This window comes from Taylorella asinigenitalis ATCC 700933 (assembly GCF_000687755.1).
Taxonomy (GTDB): Bacteria; Pseudomonadota; Gammaproteobacteria; order Burkholderiales; family Burkholderiaceae_B; genus Taylorella; species Taylorella asinigenitalis.
In genome coordinates this window covers 195,627-215,181 of the sequence record NZ_JHXN01000001.1, presented here as the reverse complement: position 1 = coordinate 215,181, position 19,555 = coordinate 195,627, and the positions used below count along the sequence as shown (strand labels likewise).

Annotated in this window: 20 protein-coding genes; 18 read left to right on the top strand and 2 right to left on the bottom strand. The window is 36.8% G+C overall.

What is annotated here, in order from left to right; translation table 11 throughout:
* The first annotated feature begins 40 nt into the window (after positions 1 to 40).
* Positions 41 to 1,075: a tRNA (adenosine(37)-N6)-threonylcarbamoyltransferase complex transferase subunit TsaD gene (tsaD, locus tag T432_RS0101050; RefSeq protein ID WP_028883817.1), complete on the top strand. Its 1,035-nt coding sequence runs from the start codon at positions 41 to 43 to the stop codon at positions 1,073 to 1,075.
* Here tsaD and plsY read toward each other — a convergent pair.
* Positions 1,059 to 1,646, bottom strand: a complete 588-nt coding sequence (plsY, locus tag T432_RS0101045; RefSeq protein ID WP_028883816.1) for a glycerol-3-phosphate 1-O-acyltransferase PlsY — start codon at positions 1,644 to 1,646, stop codon at positions 1,059 to 1,061. The two genes, tsaD and plsY, sit on opposite strands and share 17 nt — an antisense overlap.
* 64 nt (positions 1,647 to 1,710) lie before the next feature.
* Between plsY and surE the strand changes: the two genes are divergently transcribed.
* From surE to rlmD, 5 genes are read left to right on the top strand one after another with little or no spacing between them, the layout of a single operon-like run.
* A complete protein-coding gene (surE, locus tag T432_RS0101040) occupies positions 1,711 to 2,481 on the top strand; it encodes a 5'/3'-nucleotidase SurE (RefSeq protein ID WP_014111404.1) in 771 nt (256 codons plus the stop codon).
* The gene (locus tag T432_RS0101035; protein ID WP_028883815.1) at positions 2,482 to 3,255 is read left to right on the top strand and encodes a protein-L-isoaspartate(D-aspartate) O-methyltransferase; all 774 of its coding nucleotides are present in this window, start codon (positions 2,482 to 2,484) and stop codon (positions 3,253 to 3,255) included.
* 27 nt (positions 3,256 to 3,282) lie between these two features.
* Positions 3,283 to 3,972, top strand: coding sequence for a LysM peptidoglycan-binding domain-containing M23 family metallopeptidase (locus tag T432_RS0101030; protein ID WP_014111406.1), 690 nt, complete (start codon positions 3,283 to 3,285; stop codon positions 3,970 to 3,972).
* A gap of 56 nt (positions 3,973 to 4,028) precedes the next feature.
* Positions 4,029 to 4,730, top strand: coding sequence for a hypothetical protein (locus tag T432_RS0101025; RefSeq protein WP_028883814.1), 702 nt, complete (start codon positions 4,029 to 4,031; stop codon positions 4,728 to 4,730).
* Between the two features lie 42 nt (positions 4,731 to 4,772).
* The gene (rlmD, locus tag T432_RS0101020; protein ID WP_028883813.1) at positions 4,773 to 6,095 is read left to right on the top strand and encodes a 23S rRNA (uracil(1939)-C(5))-methyltransferase RlmD; all 1,323 of its coding nucleotides are present in this window, start codon (positions 4,773 to 4,775) and stop codon (positions 6,093 to 6,095) included.
* Here the strand turns inward: rlmD and T432_RS0101015 are convergent.
* A complete protein-coding gene (locus T432_RS0101015; protein ID WP_028883812.1) occupies positions 6,092 to 6,811 on the bottom strand; it encodes a DNA alkylation repair protein in 720 nt (239 codons plus the stop codon). The genes rlmD and T432_RS0101015 overlap by 4 nt on opposite strands.
* An 85-nt stretch (positions 6,812 to 6,896) precedes the next feature.
* Here T432_RS0101015 and T432_RS0101010 point away from each other — a divergent pair, with 85 nt between their 5' ends.
* From T432_RS0101010 to T432_RS0100955, 12 genes are all read left to right on the top strand, one after another.
* Positions 6,897 to 7,679: an SDR family NAD(P)-dependent oxidoreductase gene (locus tag T432_RS0101010; protein ID WP_028883811.1), complete on the top strand. Its 783-nt coding sequence runs from the start codon at positions 6,897 to 6,899 to the stop codon at positions 7,677 to 7,679.
* Positions 7,680 to 7,813: 134 nt separating this feature from the next.
* Positions 7,814 to 9,508: a gamma-glutamyltransferase gene (gene ggt, locus T432_RS0101005; RefSeq protein WP_044970989.1), complete on the top strand. Its 1,695-nt coding sequence runs from the start codon at positions 7,814 to 7,816 to the stop codon at positions 9,506 to 9,508.
* A 79-nt stretch (positions 9,509 to 9,587) separates the two neighbouring features.
* Positions 9,588 to 10,121: a DUF2889 domain-containing protein gene (locus tag T432_RS0101000; protein ID WP_028883809.1), complete on the top strand. Its 534-nt coding sequence runs from the start codon at positions 9,588 to 9,590 to the stop codon at positions 10,119 to 10,121.
* 80 nt (positions 10,122 to 10,201) lie between these two features.
* Positions 10,202 to 11,362: an ADP-forming succinate--CoA ligase subunit beta gene (gene sucC, locus T432_RS0100995; protein ID WP_028883808.1), complete on the top strand. Its 1,161-nt coding sequence runs from the start codon at positions 10,202 to 10,204 to the stop codon at positions 11,360 to 11,362.
* 13 nt (positions 11,363 to 11,375) lie between these two features.
* On the top strand, positions 11,376 to 12,257 hold the full coding sequence (sucD, locus tag T432_RS0100990; protein ID WP_028883807.1) for a succinate--CoA ligase subunit alpha: 882 nt from the start codon (positions 11,376 to 11,378) through the stop codon (positions 12,255 to 12,257).
* Positions 12,258 to 12,357: 100 nt separating this feature from the next.
* A complete protein-coding gene (locus T432_RS0100985; RefSeq protein WP_028883806.1) occupies positions 12,358 to 13,095 on the top strand; it encodes a TerC family protein in 738 nt (245 codons plus the stop codon).
* A 12-nt stretch (positions 13,096 to 13,107) separates the two neighbouring features.
* A complete protein-coding gene (gene hemC, locus T432_RS0100980; protein WP_028883805.1) occupies positions 13,108 to 14,049 on the top strand; it encodes a hydroxymethylbilane synthase in 942 nt (313 codons plus the stop codon).
* Positions 14,024 to 14,806, top strand: a complete 783-nt coding sequence (locus T432_RS0100975) for a uroporphyrinogen-III synthase (RefSeq protein WP_028883804.1) — start codon at positions 14,024 to 14,026, stop codon at positions 14,804 to 14,806. Before hemC ends, T432_RS0100975 begins: the two co-directional genes overlap by 26 nt.
* A gap of 19 nt (positions 14,807 to 14,825) precedes the next feature.
* The gene (locus tag T432_RS0100970; protein WP_028883803.1) at positions 14,826 to 17,078 is read left to right on the top strand and encodes a uroporphyrinogen-III C-methyltransferase; all 2,253 of its coding nucleotides are present in this window, start codon (positions 14,826 to 14,828) and stop codon (positions 17,076 to 17,078) included.
* A 9-nt stretch (positions 17,079 to 17,087) separates the two neighbouring features.
* Complete coding sequence (locus tag T432_RS0100965) at positions 17,088 to 18,422, top strand: heme biosynthesis HemY N-terminal domain-containing protein (RefSeq protein ID WP_028883802.1); 1,335 nt, start codon at positions 17,088 to 17,090, stop codon at positions 18,420 to 18,422.
* An 8-nt stretch (positions 18,423 to 18,430) separates the two neighbouring features.
* On the top strand, positions 18,431 to 18,958 hold the full coding sequence (ppa, locus tag T432_RS0100960; RefSeq protein WP_028883801.1) for an inorganic diphosphatase: 528 nt from the start codon (positions 18,431 to 18,433) through the stop codon (positions 18,956 to 18,958).
* Between the two features lie 129 nt (positions 18,959 to 19,087).
* Positions 19,088 to 19,516 carry a DUF5339 family protein gene (locus T432_RS0100955; protein WP_028883800.1) on the top strand — a complete coding sequence of 143 codons (429 nt, stop codon included), beginning with the start codon at positions 19,088 to 19,090 and terminating at the stop codon, positions 19,514 to 19,516.
* The last annotated feature ends 39 nt before the right edge of the window (positions 19,517 to 19,555 follow it).

Below are 19,555 nucleotides of genomic sequence, written 5' to 3'. Positions count from 1 at the left end.
CCTTTATTTACCTTAAATTTGTTTTTTTATAACAACAGATATGTTAGTACTCGGTATTGAAAGCTCCTGTGATGAAACTGGATTAGCCCTTGTTGACACGCAAGATGGATTGCTTGGTCATACATTGCATTCTCAGATTAAATTGCATGAGGAATATGGTGGAGTAGTGCCAGAGCTAGCATCTAGGAATCATATAAAGAATTTATTGCCACTTTTACATGAGCTCCTTTTAAAAACCAATAAAAGTTTAAAAGATATTGACATTGTTGCTTATACTGCTGGCCCTGGTCTTCAAGGGGCTTTACTGGTGGCTTCTTCATTTGCACATGGTTTTGCATGGAGTCAGGCTCTACCACTTATACCCATTCACCATCTTGAAGGGCACCTGCTTTCTCCGATGCTTTCTGAGCCTAAGCTGGAATTTCCATTTGTAGCTCTGTTGGTTAGTGGTGGACACACTCAGATAATGCAAGTAAATGGGATAGGGGACTACAAACTCTTAGGTGAAACATTAGATGATGCGGCTGGTGAGGCTTTTGATAAAACCGCAAAAATTTTAGGTTTACCTTACCCTGGAGGAGCACATTTAGCAAGGTTAGCAAAAGAAGGGGATGCATCGGCGTATGCATTGCCACGGCCAATGAAGCATAGTAAGGATTTAAACTTCAGTTTCAGCGGCTTAAAAACAGCTGTTATGAACCAATATAACAAACTAGCTGCTAGTGAAATTACTCAAAAAAATCTTGCTGATTTAGCTGCCGCAACCCAAGAGGCAATTGTTGATGTTTTAGTCCATAAAGTAATAGAAGCTCTAAAAATGACTGACTCTAAAAGGCTTGTTGTTGCAGGAGGTGTTGGAGCGAATCAAGAATTACGTAGCAGACTTAAAAGCGAAACTTCTAAGCTTGGGGTTGAAGTATATTTTCCTCCGCTAGAATTTTGCACCGATAACGGAGCAATGATTGCAAATGCTGCTAGTGAAAGAATTAAGGCTGGAAAAGTAAAACTCTATAAAAACTACAACCAGCCTGTAAGAGCGAATTGGCCACTTGAGGATATCAATTCTTTTTATTAATGAGCTTATCAATATTGGATTTGTGCTTATATAAAAGGAGTGTCGCCATAACAATAATTGCAGCAAAGATTGGCCAAACTATATAAGAACTCATATGTATAAATAGGTATATGAAGGGTGCTGCCAATGCGGTGATTATAGCGGCCAATGCAGACACTCTAAATAGCACAACAACAAGTATCCATATACCAAGCAATATCAAAGCAAAATTAAGATCTAATGCTAAAAATATACCGAAGGAAGTAGCCACACCTTTTCCGCCTTTAAAATTTAAAAATGGTGAAAACAAATGGCCCAGAAATGCAGCTACAGCTACTAAAGCTATGATTGTTGCCGATATATGCGGAAAAATCTCTAAGGTTAGTAATATGGCAATGGCTCCCTTAGCAGCATCTCCAATAAATGTTAATGCTGCGGCTACTTTATTTCCGCTTCTTAAAACGTTTGTGGCACCAGGATTTCCCGAGCCATATTGTCGCGGATCTTTTAAGCCGAATAATTTGCTTACAACAATAGCAAAGGGGATTGAGCCTATAAAATAAGCAATTGGGATGGCTAAATATTCGTACATTTGGTTCCTCTTTAAGTTTTTTTTATATATTAAAATAAATCACATTTAATTTCGAAGGTGTTCTATGACTACAAAAATCCTCTTGGCTAACGATGACGGCTATTATGCTCTTGGTTTAGAAAAACTTTATGATGAACTTTCTAAATGGGCAGAGGTAGTGGTATTCACTCCTGAGATCAATCATAGTGGAGCTTCTAATTCATTATCTATTAATAGACCTTTAAGCTTAAAAAAATCTTCTAAAGGTTTCAATATCATAAATGGTACTCCAAGTGATTGTGTCCATGTAGCGTTAACCAATTTTTTGGACTTTGTTCCTGATATTGTTGTGTCTGGTATAAATAATGGTGCAAACTTGGGTGAGGATACTCTATATTCAGGTACGGTTGCTGCAGCAACTGAAGGGTATTTATTTGGTTATCAGTCTATAGCTTTTTCTTTAACTCACTACAATTGGCCCAATATTGATGAAGCTGCAAGCATCGCTAATGAATTTGTGAAATTAATTGTTGCTAATCCCACTGAAACTAAAACATTACTAAGTATAAATATCCCACCTAAAGACTCCTATAGTATTAATGATTTTCGTGTTACTAGACTAGGTCGACGTCATCAATCTCAACCAGTTGAAAGGACCAAAAGTCCATTTGGACAGGAGCTATTCTGGATAGGTGCCTCTGGTGAAATCATGGATTTTGGCGAGGACACAGATTTTTATGCGGTGGATAATGGTTATATTTCTGTTACTCCTATCCAATTGGATATGACTCATTACAAGAAATTGGAATCTACTAAATCCTGGCTCAATAATGTAGTCAAAACTGTTTCGGAATAAATGATAAAAAAACAGATCATTTCCACAAATAGTAATACTCGATTATCTTCAGGGTCTAGGAATATAGGGATTAAAAGTCCATCCCCTGAAGTTAAATTAAGGTTTCAAAAAGCCTTGGAACTGAATTCAGGCCTTAATTCCGATATTCACAGAATCAGAATGGTTGAGGCGTTGCGGGAATTCGGAATTACTTCTGATTCCAGAGTTTTGGACGCAATGGTTAGAGTTCAAAGACATGTCTTTATGGATCCTGGTACAAGAAGTAGAGCTTATGTGGACGAAGCATTGCCAATAGGATATGGGCAAACAATCTCTAAGCCTTCAGTCGTTGCACGTATGATTACTTTGGCACTTCAAAATAATCGCCAAAATAATGTGCTTGAAATTGGTACGGGGTGCGGATATCAAGCTGCAGTTTTATCTTGTATCTATAAATCTGTGCATTCCATTGAGAGAATAACTGGTCTTTACAATTTAGCTTTAAGCAATATAAAGCGAATATCTGATTTGCCATCAATTGATATAGTTTTAGGGGATGGTATGTTAGGTTTAACTAAAGCAGCCCCCTATGATGCGATTATTCTAGCTGCAGCAGGGCTAGAAGTACCAAAAACATTATTAACCCAATTAGATATTGGAGGGATATTAGTTGCTCCAGTAGGTGGGGCTAATCAGAAGTTAGTAACATTTAGAAGGATTTCTAATAAAAATTGGATTAACTCTGAGTATGAATCAACAAGGTTTGTGCCTTTGAAATCTGGAATACAAGTATAATAATTGGGAAATATTAGGATAGGGTTTATGTTATTAAACAAGCAATCAAAGTTACTTACTGTTTTATTTGTATCATTACTAGCTGCGTGTACCACTTCTCAAAATGCACCAGTAGACGATTACAATCAAGGGTTTCCTCCTCACACTGTCCAAAGAGGAGAGACATTAAGCCTTATTGCTCGTAAATACAATACAACTGTTGAAGAGTTAGCTCGTTTAAATAATATTAATGATATTAGCCGAATCTTTCCTGGGCAGGTTTTACGTATTTCAGCTAAATCTCATATTAGAAAAACCGTCGGCGGAAAAGGAAGTTCGGGTTCAGATCCTGTCACAATTGGTAGAGCTTCAGATGCGGGCTTGATTGATTGGACTAAACCAACTGCTGGAAGGGTTATAGCAAACTATACGAATGAAACAAGAGGCATTGATTTTGGTGGTTCAATTGGTGACCCAATATTATCTGCCGCTGATGGTACTGTTTCATATACGGGTAATGGTATTCGCGGCATGGGCAATTTAATTCTTATTGCACATAAGAAATCATTTATTTCTGCGTATGCTCACACAGATAAAATACTTGTAAAAGAGGGTCAAAAAGTTAAAAAAGGTCAACAAATTGCTACCTTAGGATCATCAGATACGACTTCACCAAAACTTCATTTCGAAATTAGGCGAGACGGCAAACCAGTTAATCCTGCTGCCTACTTGCCATAATAAAATTTTATTTTTTTTCTACTTACTTTAATTACTTCACTTACAGGGAGCAATCTATGTCAGTATTGAATAAATTTTTTGCAGCTTCAGTTTTGTCTTTAGGAATCGCTGGATTTGTTATAGCAGCACCAGAAGAGTTTGATCACTATAAAAAAGGGAATACTCATAAATCTGCACAACATAAGTCATTTCACCATAACTCTGTAGCATTTCAATTATTAAATCCAAAAGTAGTTAATAATGAAATCACTTTGAACAATGAACAAAAATTACTTTTCAAAGATGCATTAGATTTTCATAAATCCATGAATAAATCTGTTAGAGACAGAGCAAAAGAAAATCATAAAGCTCAATTGACTCTTATAACTACTAACACCCCAGATTTAGAAGCAGTCTTTAAAGCAGATAACCTAGCTATGGAAGATTTTCTTTTAAAGACAAAACAGTATCAAGCTAAATTACTAAGATTTTGGAATTCATTAGATAAGAAACAGAAGGATAAATTAATTAAAGCTTATCAGGATAGACTTGATGGAAAAAAAAGACGTAATGAATCTGAGAAAAAAACAAGTTTACGAGATCATGAATTCATGAAAGGCTATGTTGATAATATGGATGAGCATAAGAAAACTAGACATGATCAATTCTATTCAAATCAGAAAAATACCATCGAGGGTCAAATGAATAAAATTGAGAATCAGATGAAAGAGATGGATAAAGCTTTTGATAATTTGGGAAAATCCGATTCTCAATTCTAAACTTGCATTCGTTATAATTGTTCACTTTATTTAAGGTGAGCAATGTCAGAAATTATAAAGATTGATTCAATCGATAATAATGGTCGGGGAGTGGCACGCAGAGACGGTAAAGCAATTTTCGTTGATGGTGCCATTCTTAATGAAACAGTCGAAGCTAACATATATCAGAAAAAGGATTCTTTCGAGGTCGCAACAGCAACCCGAATTCTTAAAGAATCTTCTGCAAGAGTAACTCCAAGATGCCCAAATTACGGCGTTTGTGGGGGATGCTCTATGCAACATATAGACCCATCTACGCAAGTCGCAGTTAAACAAAGAACACTTGAAGATAATTTGTGGCATATAGGCAAAGTTGAGAAAGCGAAAGTATTGCCACCAATACATGGGCCATATTGGGGGTATCGTTACCGTGCACGATTATCTGTACGATATGTAAGAAAGAAAAATGATGTATTAGTAGGTTTTCGTGAGAAAAAGGGCAGATTTGTAGTCGAAATGGACACCTGTCCTGTACTAGCTAAAAGGGTTTCAGACTTGCTTCCAAGCTTGAGGGCTTGTTTGAACAATCTTTCGTGCCGTGAGGATATACCTCAAATTGAGGTGGCTGTGGGAGATGAGACAGTCGTTTTAGCTTTGCGTCATATGGTTCCATTGTCAGATGAGGATACGCAAAAACTGCTTGATTTTGCTAAAAAACACGATATTGTGTGGTGGACGCAATCAAAAGGATTGGATACTCTAAAACCATTGCTTACGAACTCTTCGGATAGTCATAAACTTTACTATGATATACCTCAGTTTGGTTTAAGAATGTTTTATGAGCCAAGTGATTTTACTCAGGTCAATCCGTTTATAAATCGCACATTAATCCACAGAGCCTTGAATTTACTTGAGATTGAGAGTAGTGATAGGGTGGCAGATTTATTTTGTGGGCTAGGGAACTTTACATTGCCACTTGCTACGATGGCCAAAGAAGTTATGGGCTTTGAAGGAAGTGAAACTTTAACTGAACGTGCAATGCAAGGTGCGAAGATTCATGGCCTTGAAAATAAAGTCAGTTTTACTACTCTAAACCTATTTGATGTGGATAAAGAATGGCTGGAGAATTTAGGATTTTTCGATAAGATGCTTTTGGATCCACCACGAGACGGGGCATTAGCTGTGTGCAAGGCTCTCACAGAGATGAATCCGAGCCTAAGGCCTAAACGAATCGTTTACGTCTCCTGTAATCCTAGTACTCTCGCACGAGACGTGGATGTTCTGGTAAATTCAGGATCATATAAGTTACTATGTGCGGGCGTAATCAATATGTTCCCTCATACAGCTCATGTTGAATCCATAGCAGCTTTTGATTTGATTGGCTAAGAATCGGCTTTTGTTATTCTTGAGATGCCTCGGAGAAAATCCTTTTTATCTTCAGTAAGCCTTGTAGAATCCTTGCATTTCAAAATTATATGGTTGTGGATTAGTTTAGGAAGCCTTTTTTCAGTTAGGTATGGCAATGTTTCCTCCCACTTAAAAATTAGTGCTGTTGCGAAAAACCAAGCAACTGCAGATCTCAAATATAAGTCTTCCGTTGCATTAACTGCTGCAATTGCATCTAAGTGTTTTACATCAAATCTATCTTCCAGATAATGACGTAAAGTTGAGACTATGCCAAATCTAGTTGTGTAAAGATCATCACTATTTAGCCATTTTTGAATATGCTCTTGTAGAAATGCATCATGTGCATCATCTAATGGATGAGCAAGTCTAATGATATCGCAAGTCCACCAATTGTCTATTGTAGGCAGAAATACATCCAATTCTCTGTATTGAACTTCTATGTCTTCTATACAGTTAATAATGTATGAGTGCACGTTCTCTTCTTCAATAAAATAATGCGGTAAATCATCTAAGAAGAAACGTAATCCCTCTAAACCTCTTTCGTAGTACATATCATGTGCGGCTTCTTTTACATCGTCCGATTTCACCCCAATAATTCTGTCAGAATCAACATCAGGAATGAGTTTCTCCATGTAATCTTTTTGTTTTTTTGTTGCGTAACTTCTTAAATATTTTGAAATGATTTCTTTGCTCATATTTCGTAACGACTCATCTTGCAAAAAAATTGTTTATGTTAACGGTGGTTAAAATAAAAATATATATTAAAAGGAGAATATTGTAATGGACTTGAATCTTAAAGATAAAGTAGTTTTAATTACTGGTTCGACAGGCGGAATTGGAGCGGCTGTTTCCAAAGCTTTTGCAAAGGAAGGAAGTAAATTAGCACTTTTTGCTTTTAAACAAGAGGAATTAGATGAATTTATACCTACACTTGGCTTAGATGACTCTCAAGTGCGTGGTTATGTAGCAGACGTTACTAATGAAGAACAAATGAAGGAACATATTGAAAAAGTTGTTTCTGATTTTGGAGGCATTGATGTTGTTGTACCTAACGCAGGTATTAATGGAGATTTTGCTGAAACAAAAGATGCCAACATCGAAAACTGGAAAAAAACATTCGAAGTAAATGTGTATGGTGTTTTATTTACTATGAAATACACTATTCCATATTTGCTTAAAAAAGGTAAGGGTTCCATAGTTACTCTTGCATCCGAAGGTGCTTATGTTGGTTCTGCTGGTATGGGTCACTATTGTGCTTCTAAACATGCAGTTGCAGGTCTAGTTAAGTCGGCTGCACATGAGTTGGGATCAAAAGGGATACACTGCAATTACATTGCCCCTAGTGCTGTAGACACTGATATGATGCGTCGGATCGAGAAAAATACTTTTGGGGATTCTAAAACTCCAGAAGAAGCAGAAAGATTTTTTGCAGATGCAACGCTAGATAAACGTTATGCTAAACCTGAAGAGGTTGCAGCTGCAGTGGTTTACCTTGCTAGTGATGTGGCTTCTCATATTATGGGTTGGGGGATTCGTATTGATGGCGGAAAACATATACAGTAATTTTTTTTTGTAATTTCACTTAGCCCTTATTACTTTGTAATAGGGGCTTTTTTTTGGTAATAGCAAATTCCCTAATTGTGTGATTTTTACAAATTGATAATCTATAAATTCTTTTAACTTATATTGGATTGATTATGAAGACCTTACTTAAATCGCTCTCCTTAATCACAGCTTTAAGTTTGCCAGCAATTTCTATTCAAGCAGCTGTTAAGGATCCTATAAAAGATACTACTACTGGTATAGTTTTAAGCACACATGAATTAGCTAATGTTGTGGGTAAAAACGTTCTCAATAAAGGAGGAAATGCTATTGATGCTGCTGTTGCAGTAGGCTATATGCTTGCAGTTGTCCATCCAGCTGCGGGTAATATAGGAGGCGGGGGATTTGCACTCGTACACACAGCCGATGGTAGACAAATTGCTCTAGATTTTAGGGAAATGGCCCCCAAAGCTGCTACTCGTGATATGTATTTAGATGAACAAAAAAACGTTGTAGATGGGCTAAGTGTTAGTGGTCATTTGTCGGCAGGTGTGCCAGGCACAGTAAGAGGGATGAGTGAATTACTGAATAAGTACGGCACGATGTCATTGCCAGAATTAATTCAACCTGCTATTGATACAGCAAGAAAGGGCTTTAAATTGACTGCACGTCAAGCAGAATCCTTTGAAGAAGAGAAGGAGCGAATGCTTAAATATGCCGCAACGAAAAAATACTTTTTCAAGGAAGATGGCACTGCTTATAAAGAAGGAGAAATATTAGTTCAAGAGGATTTAGCTAGGACCCTAGAGAGAATTTCTAAAAATGGTCCTGATGAATTCTATAAAGGAGAGACTGCTGATTTAATTGTTAAAGATCAGGAGGCCAATAAGGGTCTAATAACTAAAGAAGACCTTGCAAATTACAAAGCAGTATGGAGAGAACCTGTCAAGGGCACATATAGGGGTTATGACATTATTTCAATGTCTCCTCCTTCATCTGGTGGAACGCATATTATTCAAATTCTGAATATTATGGAAAACGCAAATATTGGGGAGCTGGGTGCACTTTCAAGTTACACCATACATTTGATGGCAGAAGCTGAAAGACAAGCATTTGCAGATCGCTCTGAATATATGGGTGATCCTGATTTCGTAAAAGTTCCAGTCGAAAAGCTAATTGATAAGTCTTATGCTAAGAAAATCTATGAACGCATAATGGCACAAAAGGGTGAAGCAATTTCTAGCGATAGGGTTAAGCCAGCCCTTGATATGCCATATGAATCAGATCAAACAACTCATTACTCTGTGATTGATTCAAAAGGCAACGCTGTATCTGTGACCTATACGATAAACTGGTCCTTTGGTTCTGGGGCGGCTGTTGAAGGTGCAGGATTTTTACTTAATGATGAAATGGATGATTTTTCCGCTAAACCAGGAGTACCTAATTTATTTGGAGCTGTAGGTTCGGATGCAAATGCAATTGAGGGAGGGAAACGTCCTTTATCTTCTATGTCACCAACTCTAGTTTTAAAAGACGGACAAATTTTTATGGTTGTTGGTTCGCCAGGTGGAACTCGAATTATAACTACAGTACTTCAAGTTATATCTAATGTAATTGACCATAAGATGGATATACAAAAAGCAGTTGCACACCCTCGTTTTCACATGCAATGGTTACCAGATGAACTTCGTGTGGAAGATTTAACTCTAGTTAAAGATGTTGAGATGAATCTTAAAAATAGAGGATATAAAATCACTGAAAAACCTGATATGGGTGACGTTAATGCCATTATTAAAGATCCAGGAACTGGAATTTTTTATGGAGGTAAAGACCCTAGAACAGAGTTTTAATTAGCAACTAAGCAAAACCCCAGTCTTTAGACTGGGGCTTTTTTATACAATGTAGAGTATTTTATTTTTTCTTTTAATTATGAATCGTAAACCAATTCACACTAGACGCTATGAAGTAAATTCTTTTCAAAGAGATGATGGATTATTTGATATTGAAGCTACTCTGTGGGATGAAAAGGCTTATGACTTTACAAAATTAAACAACGAAGTTCACAAAGCTGGCGTACCCATTCATCATATGACCTTAAAAATAACCACAGATATTGATGGATTAATTCATCATGCAAGTGTTGGTCACGGTGCTGTACCCTATGGCCAAGAGTGTATGGATGTAGCTCCATTTTATAAAGGCTTGGAGGGTTTGCATTTATTACAAAAATTTATCCCAGCGGTACGCGAAAAATTTGCAAATATAAAGGGCTGTACTCACATTACAGAGATGTGTTCTTTATTGCCAACTGTATTTGTACAAACAACCTCTGGCCTTAGAAACTATAGAGAATCGCACTCTGATAAGAGGCCATTTCAATTAAATAAATGCTATTCGTTAAGACTTAATTCTGAAGTAGTTAAGGAACATTACCCTCAATGGTATAAAAAAGATGAAATGTGAAAAATATGACAATGAAATAATTTCAAAATACGAAATCATATAAAATACCCATTTCAGTAACTAGTTCAATAAGGTTTTCAATGAAAATTCATGAATATCAAGGTAAAGAAATTCTGAGAAAATTTGGGGTTAATGTCCTAAGAGGCATTCCAGCATTTTCTGTAGAAGAGGCAGTAAAAGCTGCAGAAGAGCTTGGCGGAAACATTTGGGTAGTCAAAGCACAAATTCACGCTGGTGGTCGCGGTAAAGGTGGTGGCGTTAAACTAGCTAAATCTATTGATGAAGTTAGAGAAATAGCTTCAAAAATGCTAGGAATGCAATTAGTTACTCATCAAACCGTACCTCAAGGTCAAAAAGTAAACCGTCTTCTAATTGAAGAGGGTGCAGATATTAAAAAAGAATATTATTTAGGTATTGTGACTGACAGAGGTTCTCAAAGAAACTGCATTATGGCATCAAGCGAGGGTGGAGTAAATATTGAGGAAGTCGCTCAACAAACACCTGAAAAAATTATTAAAGTTTTCATTGACCCTGGTCATGATGTTTCTTATGAGCAAGCTTTACAACTAGTAAAAGGAATTGAAATTCCAGCTGAACTTCAGGATCAAGCAATTGATTTAATTCAAAAACTTTATAAAGCATATTGGGAAACAGACGCTACATTGGCTGAGATTAACCCGCTTATCTATACAGGCGACGGAAAAGTTATTGCACTTGATGCAAAATTCAATTTTGATTCAAATGCATTGCCACGCCATCCTGAAATTGTTGAATATCGCGATCTTGATGAAGAAGATCCAGCTGAAATTGAAGCAAGCAAATATGATTTAGCTTATATTCAACTTGACGGTAATATTGGTTGCCTAGTTAATGGTGCCGGTCTAGCAATGGCTACTATGGATACTATTAAGCTTTTCGGTGGTGAACCTGCTAACTTCCTAGATGTAGGCGGTGGTGCTACAGCGGAGAAAGTGACTGAAGCTTTCAAAATTATGCTTAAGAGCGATAACGTTAAAGCAATACTAGTGAACATTTTCGGCGGTATTATGCGTTGTGATGTGATTGCTGAAGGTGTTGTAGCGGCTTGCAGAGCTGTGGATCTAAAAGTGCCTTTAGTGGTTCGTATGAAAGGAACTAACGAAGATTTAGGTAAGAAAATTCTTGCCGAATCTGGTCTACCTATTATCAGTGCTGACACTATGGCTGAAGCTGCTACTAAAGTAGTTGAAGCTGCTAATTAAGAAGGAATTTGCAATGTCGATTTTAATTAATAAAGATACTAAGGTTATCACTCAAGGTATCACAGGAAACACTGGTGCTTTCCATACTCGTATGTGCCGTGATTATGCAAACGGTAAGGAATGTTTTGTAGCAGGTACTCACCCAAAGAGAGCTGGTGAGGATTTTGAAGGCATTCCTATTTTTGCTAAAGTAAAAGAAGCTAAGGAAGCTACTGGTGCAACTGTTTCAGTAATTTATGTTCCACCTATGGGTGCTGCTGGAGCTATTATCGAGGCTGTAGAAGCTGAATTGGATCTAGTAATTTGTATTACTGAAGGTATTCCAGTAAGAGATATGCTTATGGTTCGCCAACGCATGAAAGACTTAGGAAGTAAAACTCTTCTACTAGGACCTAATTGTCCTGGATTAATCACTCCTGATGAAATCAAAATTGGTATTATGCCAGGTCATATTCACCGTAAAGGAAAAATTGGTATCGTTTCACGCTCTGGTACTCTTACTTATGAGGCGGTAGCTCAAGTTACTGAATTAGGTATGGGTCAATCCTCTGCTGTGGGTATTGGTGGAGACCCAATCAATGGTCTTAAACATATTGATGTTTTAAAAATGTTTAATGAAGATCCAGATACTGAAGCAGTTATTATGATTGGTGAAATTGGTGGTCCTGATGAAGTAAATGCTGCTGAGTGGGCTAAAGATAATATGAAAAAACCAATCGTTGGCTTTATTGCTGGTGTAACTGCTCCTCCAGGAAAACGTATGGGTCATGCAGGTGCATTGATTTCTGGTGGTGCAGACACTGCTGATGCTAAATTGGAGATTATGGAAGCTTGCGGTATTAAGACTACTCGTAACCCATCTGAAATGGGGAAACTTCTTAAATCAATTCTTTAATTAATCACATTTAGTATCAATAGATTAAAACCGCTAATGTAGACATATATTAGCGGTTTTTGTTATTATCGTAAGCTTAAGTATTACAAAGGCAAAAATTATGTTGGAATGGTTTGAGACTATTAACTGGGCTGCAGTTGGTAGCATTATTATGATTGATATCCTTTTAGGTGGGGATAATGCGGTAATTATTGCATTAGCATCTCGTAACTTACCTAAAACTAAGAGAATGCAGGGTATTATCTGGGGTACTGTCGGTGCGATTGTGATGCGTGTCGTGCTTATTTTCTTTGCCATGCAGCTATTGGATATACCATTTTTAAAAGTTGTTGGTGGACTTTTACTTATATGGATTGGTATTAAATTAATCATTCCTCATGATGATGGTCACGACAATGTGAAAGGTGGAGAAACAGTATTATCGGTAGTTAAAACAATCTTGATTGCCGATTTAGTTATGAGTTTGGATAATGTGATTGCAATTGCTGGTGCTGCGGGCACAACAGACCCAGAACATCAGATGTTTTACGTTATCTTTGGTTTATTGCTTTCAGTTCCTATCATCATTTGGGGTTCAACTTTAGTTCTTAAATTAATTGATAAATTCCCAGTAATCGTTATTTTTGGTGCAGGTTTACTAGGATGGATTGCAGGACATATGATTATTACGGATGTTACCTTCGATAAATATATTCTTGACGGTCAACCACCTAGTACCACTCTTGATTGGAGTGCAAAAATTATAGGAGCACTTATTGTTATGGGTGTTGGCTTACTTCTTAAAAAGCAAAAAGAGAAGAAAGATCTATTAAATAAAGACACTCAAATCTCAGGATAAGAATCTCAACTTATGGTATTGAGCATAAAAAATTTAAGAATAGCTACACGCGAAAGTAGGCTTGCTGTTTGGCAGGCCGAATTCGTTAAACAAAGGTTAACTTCAGTATTTCCTCACCTTAATGTCGAACTCGTTAAAATGACGACTAAAGGGGATAAGATCATAGATAGGTCACTATCCAAAATTGGAGGTAAGGGTTTATTTACTAAAGAGTTAGAAAATTCTCTTTTATCTGGAGAGTGCGATTTAGCCGTTCATAGCCTAAAGGATGTTCCAGTTGAAATGCAAGATCATTTTGAGATTGCTTGCATCATGAAAAGAGAAAATCCAATGGATGCCTTTGTATCAAATGTTTATAAATCGTTATATGACCTTCCAGCTGGATCAATTGTTGGAACTTCCAGTTTAAGACGTGAGTCTCAAATTAGGGCAAAATTTCCTGATCTTCAAGTAATGCCATTACGTGGAAATTTAGATACTAGGATTCGAAGACTAGATGAAGGCATGTATTCAGGAATTATTCTTGCTGCTGCGGGTCTAAAAAGACTTGGAATGATGAACCGAATAAAATCGTTTTTGTCGATTGACGAATCATTGCCAGCAGTAGGTCAAGGTGCATTAGCTATTGAAATTCTTAAAAATAAATATGCACTAAAAGAGATGCTTTCTTACTTGCATGATGATGAAACAAGTATATGTGTCACTGCAGAGCGACTTGTATCGGAATCTTTGGGTGGGTCTTGTCAAGTGCCTCTGGCCGCTCATGCATGGATTGTTCATGATACTCTTCATCTACGAGGCTTAGTTGCAAAAAGCGATGGATCTAAAGTTGCTTACACTGAATGCGAAGGGCCGCCTGAGGATTATAAGGTAATAGCTCAAAGAGTATCGATGGAATTGAAAAATCAAGGAGCACAGGAAATAATCAATGCTTCACTTGGTATTAACGAGTAATTCTGAGCGTAATTCTGAATTAATTTCTGCATTAAAACCTTTGATGAGTGCAACGTTTCATAATATGCCCGCACTCAAAATAATGCCGTTAATACCTCCTCAAGATATCCTATCATTGGATTTAATAAGTTCACTGCAATATATTTTTTTTGTAAGTAAAAACGCCGTAGCAATTTTTTTTAAAAATTATGAGAAATATGCAAAGGCATTGCCAACTCAAATTAAATTTCTATGCGTAGGCCCTGGGACGGCAAGTGAAATAAGAAAATATTCTGCAGCAGATGCGCAAATTATTTTCCCTGAAAATGATGTTCATGATTCTTATTCTTTATATTTAAAAATCCATAAACTTGTCAGACCCAATAGTAAGATTCTTATCGTAAAGGGAGAGGGTGGTCGTGAATTCTTTAAAACTGCTATGTCAAAAGACTCTCATGAAATCTATGAACTAGAAATTTATAAAAGACTTAGCAAGGACTATTCGGGGCATGAAATGTCAATTTTTTCTAATTTGGACTCTCAAGATGATTTAGCTATTCTGTTTACGAGTCCAGATGGGATTAGGGGGCTGATGCCACAATTAGAGAAATACTGTGAGCCTGAATTGCTTAAAAGAACCCTATATCTTGTTTTGCATGAAAATCATAGGGACTTCTTGCCAAATAAAAAATGTGAAATTGTGAGCCTAGAAGCAAATATAATTCATGCAAAATTGGCCTCTATATTCGAACCTATGAAGTACAATATAAAACATTAAAATTCCTGAGAGTGCATCAATGAAAGATAAGTCATTTGAAGATGTTGAAGAGCTAACTCAAATTGAAACCAAAAAACGAGACATTGAGGATGCTGAGATTTTGGACTCGGAAATTGAGACTGAAAGCGAGTATGAGGATACGATTTCGCATCAGGAAAGCATTGACATGAGTGAGTCAGCTGAAGAAATTGATGATTTGTCTGATACTCCTTATACAGAACCAGAAACTGTGGAAGTTACTGACCTTGAGGAAGAAGTTGTTGAACCTGAAGTTACAGAGTCTAAAACTAAGGGGGGCCCAAGCCCATTAATTTGGGTTCTTGTTCTGGCATTGCTTGGGGGCGGCGGTTATTTTATTTACGAAAATTATTTGAATAAACCTAATGCTGTTGTAAGTACTGAATCAAATGAATCGCAGAATCAAATGGAACAAAATAATGATTCTAATTTGTCTGCGATTTCCGAGTCTCCAAACACAAATTCTACTGAATCTGAGAGTTCGGCTACTGAAAATTCTGTATCTGACACGTCCATTGTTGATTCAAATTCATCTGAATCAGTTACAGAGGATATTCAATCAGAGGCACCTACAAGCGACGTACCGTCTATAAGCACTGTTCCACCAACTGAAGATAAAAATGAGCTTATATTAGATGAAAGTAGCAATACTGAGAATTCTAAATTGGATAGTGTTTTATCTGAGGCTGAACAAAAAGATTTAGATCAAAATCAAACACAAACACAAACTCTAACGCAAGAATCAGCTGAAAATATTAATCAAACTGATGGTGCTACAGAGCCTAAAGCTGTAACTCCTAACGAAGAATCTAGCAAATTAGATCCAAATTTATTTGGTCAAAATGAATTTCAAAATCCAGATGAAACTGATAGAAAACCTGATGTTGTAGAGGTGTTTGAAATTCCACCGGATCAGTACAAAAGTAATCAAATAGATACTGATATTGAAACAGATTCGAAATCTAAATCGGAATCGGGATCTGATTCGGATTCAAAATCGGAAACGGTATTGGAATCGAAACAGGAGGGTACCGACTCATCTGATACTATGCTGGGCGTTGTACCGTCAAATTCTGAAGGGTCGTCTAATGAACCCGACATTGCAGTTTCAGAAAATATTCTACCAAGAGATCCAATTAAAGTTGTGGACCCTGTTAGTTCTCCTGTAATGACTGGCGTTGAGCCTGAAAAACAAGCACAATCCGAGCCTGAATCGCAGCCAGAAACAGGAGCCCAATCCGAGCCTAAATCTCAGCCTGAATCAGTAACACAGCCTGGGTCGGAATCAGGAACACAGCCTGGGCCTGAATTTCAAAATAAGCCTATAGACATTGTTGAGCCTACTGGTCCTGCAGAGCCTTCTGAACTAGAGGTTCCAGTGATTGTGCCTGTTGAGCAAAAACCAGTTCAACCATCAACACCTGTGCAATCAGTAGATACTAAAGGGCCGACAGCATTGCCACCAGAACTAGATCCTATTTATAGACAGAAGGTTGCACAAATTAAATCAAGAATCGACCAAGCAAATAACTATTTGCTCGTATCTAGGGATAGACCAAAGGCTTTAAGTGTTATTGCTCTATTAAGCTCCGAGGACCTAGATCCGAAGCTCCAAGAAGCTATCGATAAAGACAGAAAGAATATTGAATCAGTTCAGGGTATGGATCAAGCACGCATTGCCAGCGTAACTAAGGACCTTCAGAAGCTTATCTATGATTTGCCATTTAATAGTGCAGATAAAAAATCTGACCTAAATTCTCTTGAGACTTCTAAAGCTATGAATGCTGATACTGCACCGTCGGAATCTGAGGCTAAGGTAGATGAGAAGCCTAAAGGGAATTGGTTTGCCCGTCAGTGGAATTCTGTAAAAGAAATCCCTTCCGATATATACAATGGTGTAAAAGAGGACATTCAGTCATTAGTCAAAGTGGAAAAATTTGACGACATAAGTTCGGCCACATTGTCTATTGAAGAGGTCAAAACGCTGAAATTATCTGCGATAAACCATTTGAATTTTGCTCAATCCGCCCTTAATAGTGGAGATGGAGAATATTGGAAATCTTCATTAAATGAGGTTAAAACTATTATCCAATCAAATACCAATCCTGAGTCGCCTGAAGCCGCTCACGTGATAGCTGTATTGGATAAGCTGATGGAAGAGCCTATTGCTACTAAATATCCAATAATGACAGAGACGCTCCGTGTGTATAAAGAGCTGTATCCAATTACATCTGAGATTAAACCGAACAATTAGGACCTAACAATGAAAGCTTTAATTAAATTAATAATTTTTTTAGGACTTGCGATAGGTCTAGTGCTATTGTTTAAAGATAGTAATGATGTTGTTATGATTGTCACTGGCAATGAACGCCGGACCGTCTCACTTCTTACTGCAGTCGTCGCTCTTTTAATTGCATTCATTGTCTTATATCTTTTATTCAGACTTATCGGTTGGATTCTCTCAAGACCTAAGGCCGTAGTAGATTGGTCTGAAGAACGTCATCACAAAAAAGATATTCGTTTGCTTGAAAGAGGGTGGGTTGATCTTCTTGAGGGCAAGCATTATGACGCTGAGAAAAATTTCACAAAGCTTACATATCACACTAAAAACGTCGATAGGCATATATTAGCTAATATCGGGGCGGCTAGAGCGGCCCATGCTATAGGAGATTATCCTAAAAGAGATCTTTTGCTTAAAGATGCTAGAAGACTTAGTGCGGATAATCCTAAATTAGATGCTGCTGTAGTGGCTGTTCAAGCGGATTTGCTTATTGAACAGGGTCAAGCTCATAATGCTTTAATGTATTTGGAATATGCAGATTCTGTAGATAATAAGCAACTTCATATTAAACATCAATTACTAAGAGCTTATGAACAAACTGACCAAGAAGTTAAATTAATTGACACCGCTAAATTCTTATATAAAAGAAAATCTATTTCCAAAGAGGAATACTTAGGTTTAATGAGAGAATTCGGCCCTAAATTAATTTCAAGGGCCAAGTATGATGATGCTGTTAGTTTCTATAATTCTCTACCTAAAGAAGAGAAGCAGTTCCCTGATATTGCTTTAGCTATTTCTAGGAGATTTGATCAATTAGAAGAATATAGTAAATCCTCTCAAGCTTTAGAGACTTCAATTAATAATAAGCTAAATTCGGCTGTTTTGGCATATTACGCCAGAGCTCATGAATCTGTAGTGAATGAAAGACTTCATAAAGCTCAAAAATGGCTTACAACAGACCCTAACAATCATGAGCTATTACTTGCCCTTGGCCAATTATGTTTAGCAAATAGTTTGTGGGGTCAGGCTGAGAAATATTTAACTCAAAGTTTGAAAATTAAAGATAATGAAAGAGTTCATGCACTCTTGGGAGTTCTTTATGATAAACAAGGAAATCATAACCAAGCATTAACACATTGGAGAAAGGCTTCCTTAATTAATACTGATTTTACAAATCAGGATCATCTTCTTTTTATAGAGCCAGCTGATTTGAGTAATGATCCAATTACTCCTCCAGATGTTAAAAATCTTGAAAAACCAGATGATCACTTTTTAGAAGATAATGTTCAATCCTACAAAGAAAAACCATTAAATTAGGAGATTATATGAGTCTTAAAGATGTTAAGGCAGGGGATAAGTTACCAGAGGAATTCAATGTAGTTATTGAAATTCCAATGAATTCAGATCCTGTTAAATATGAAGTTGATAAAGAAACAGGGGCTGTAGTTGTTGATAGATTTATGCTTACTGCTATGTACTATCCATATAACTATGGTTATATACCAAAAACCCTTTCTCCTGATGGTGATCCAGTAGACGTATTAGTAAAGACTCCATATCCAATTATTGCAGGGAGCTTTATCAAATGTAGACCTCTAGGTGTCTTAAAAATGGAAGATGAATCTGGTTTGGATGCTAAATTAATTGCTGTTCCAGTTACAAAGTTATATCCTCCATATGCTCAATTTAAGGATATTAATGATTTGCCGCAACAGGATTTAAATCAAATCAAACATTTCTTTGAGCACTATAAGGATTTAGAGGAAGGTAAATGGGTCAAAGTTACAGGTTTTGAAGGAATTGAATCTGCTAAAACTGATGTACTAGAGGCTCAAAAATCTTACAAAGAGTAAATTTTGTTTGTTTCAGTTACTTAATTTGCTGAAATTAATTGGTTATATAAAATTTGTAATAAAATATTAACATTGTGAATTTAATATTTCACAAAATAATCCAATAAATTTTAAAGGAGTTTGGATATTATGAAAAAATCATTAGTTCTAGCTACACTTTTCTCTGCAGTTGTGCTTGCAGCTTGCGGTGATAAAGAAGAAACTAAAGTTTCTGAAACAACGACAACAACTACTACAACTGCACCTGCTGAAACTACAGCTCCTGCAACAGAAACAACTACAACTACTACTGAAACAACTACAACAGCTGCTGACGGTACTTTACCTCAAGAATGTGAAGATTACTTCAAAAATATAAATGATTATTTAGCTAAATTGCCTTCAGATCCTTCAATGCAACAAATGAAGGATTCTTTCAAACAAGCTGAAGAGCAAACTCGTGCTTCTTTGAAAAACTATAACGATCAAGGTCAAATGGCTTCAGCTTGCAAACAAGCTAATGATCAATTTAATCAAATGAAAGAACAAATGAAAGGTATGCCAGGTATGCCTCAATAATTGGTTGATTATTGTTTTATTAAGCCTCCATTTAGGAGG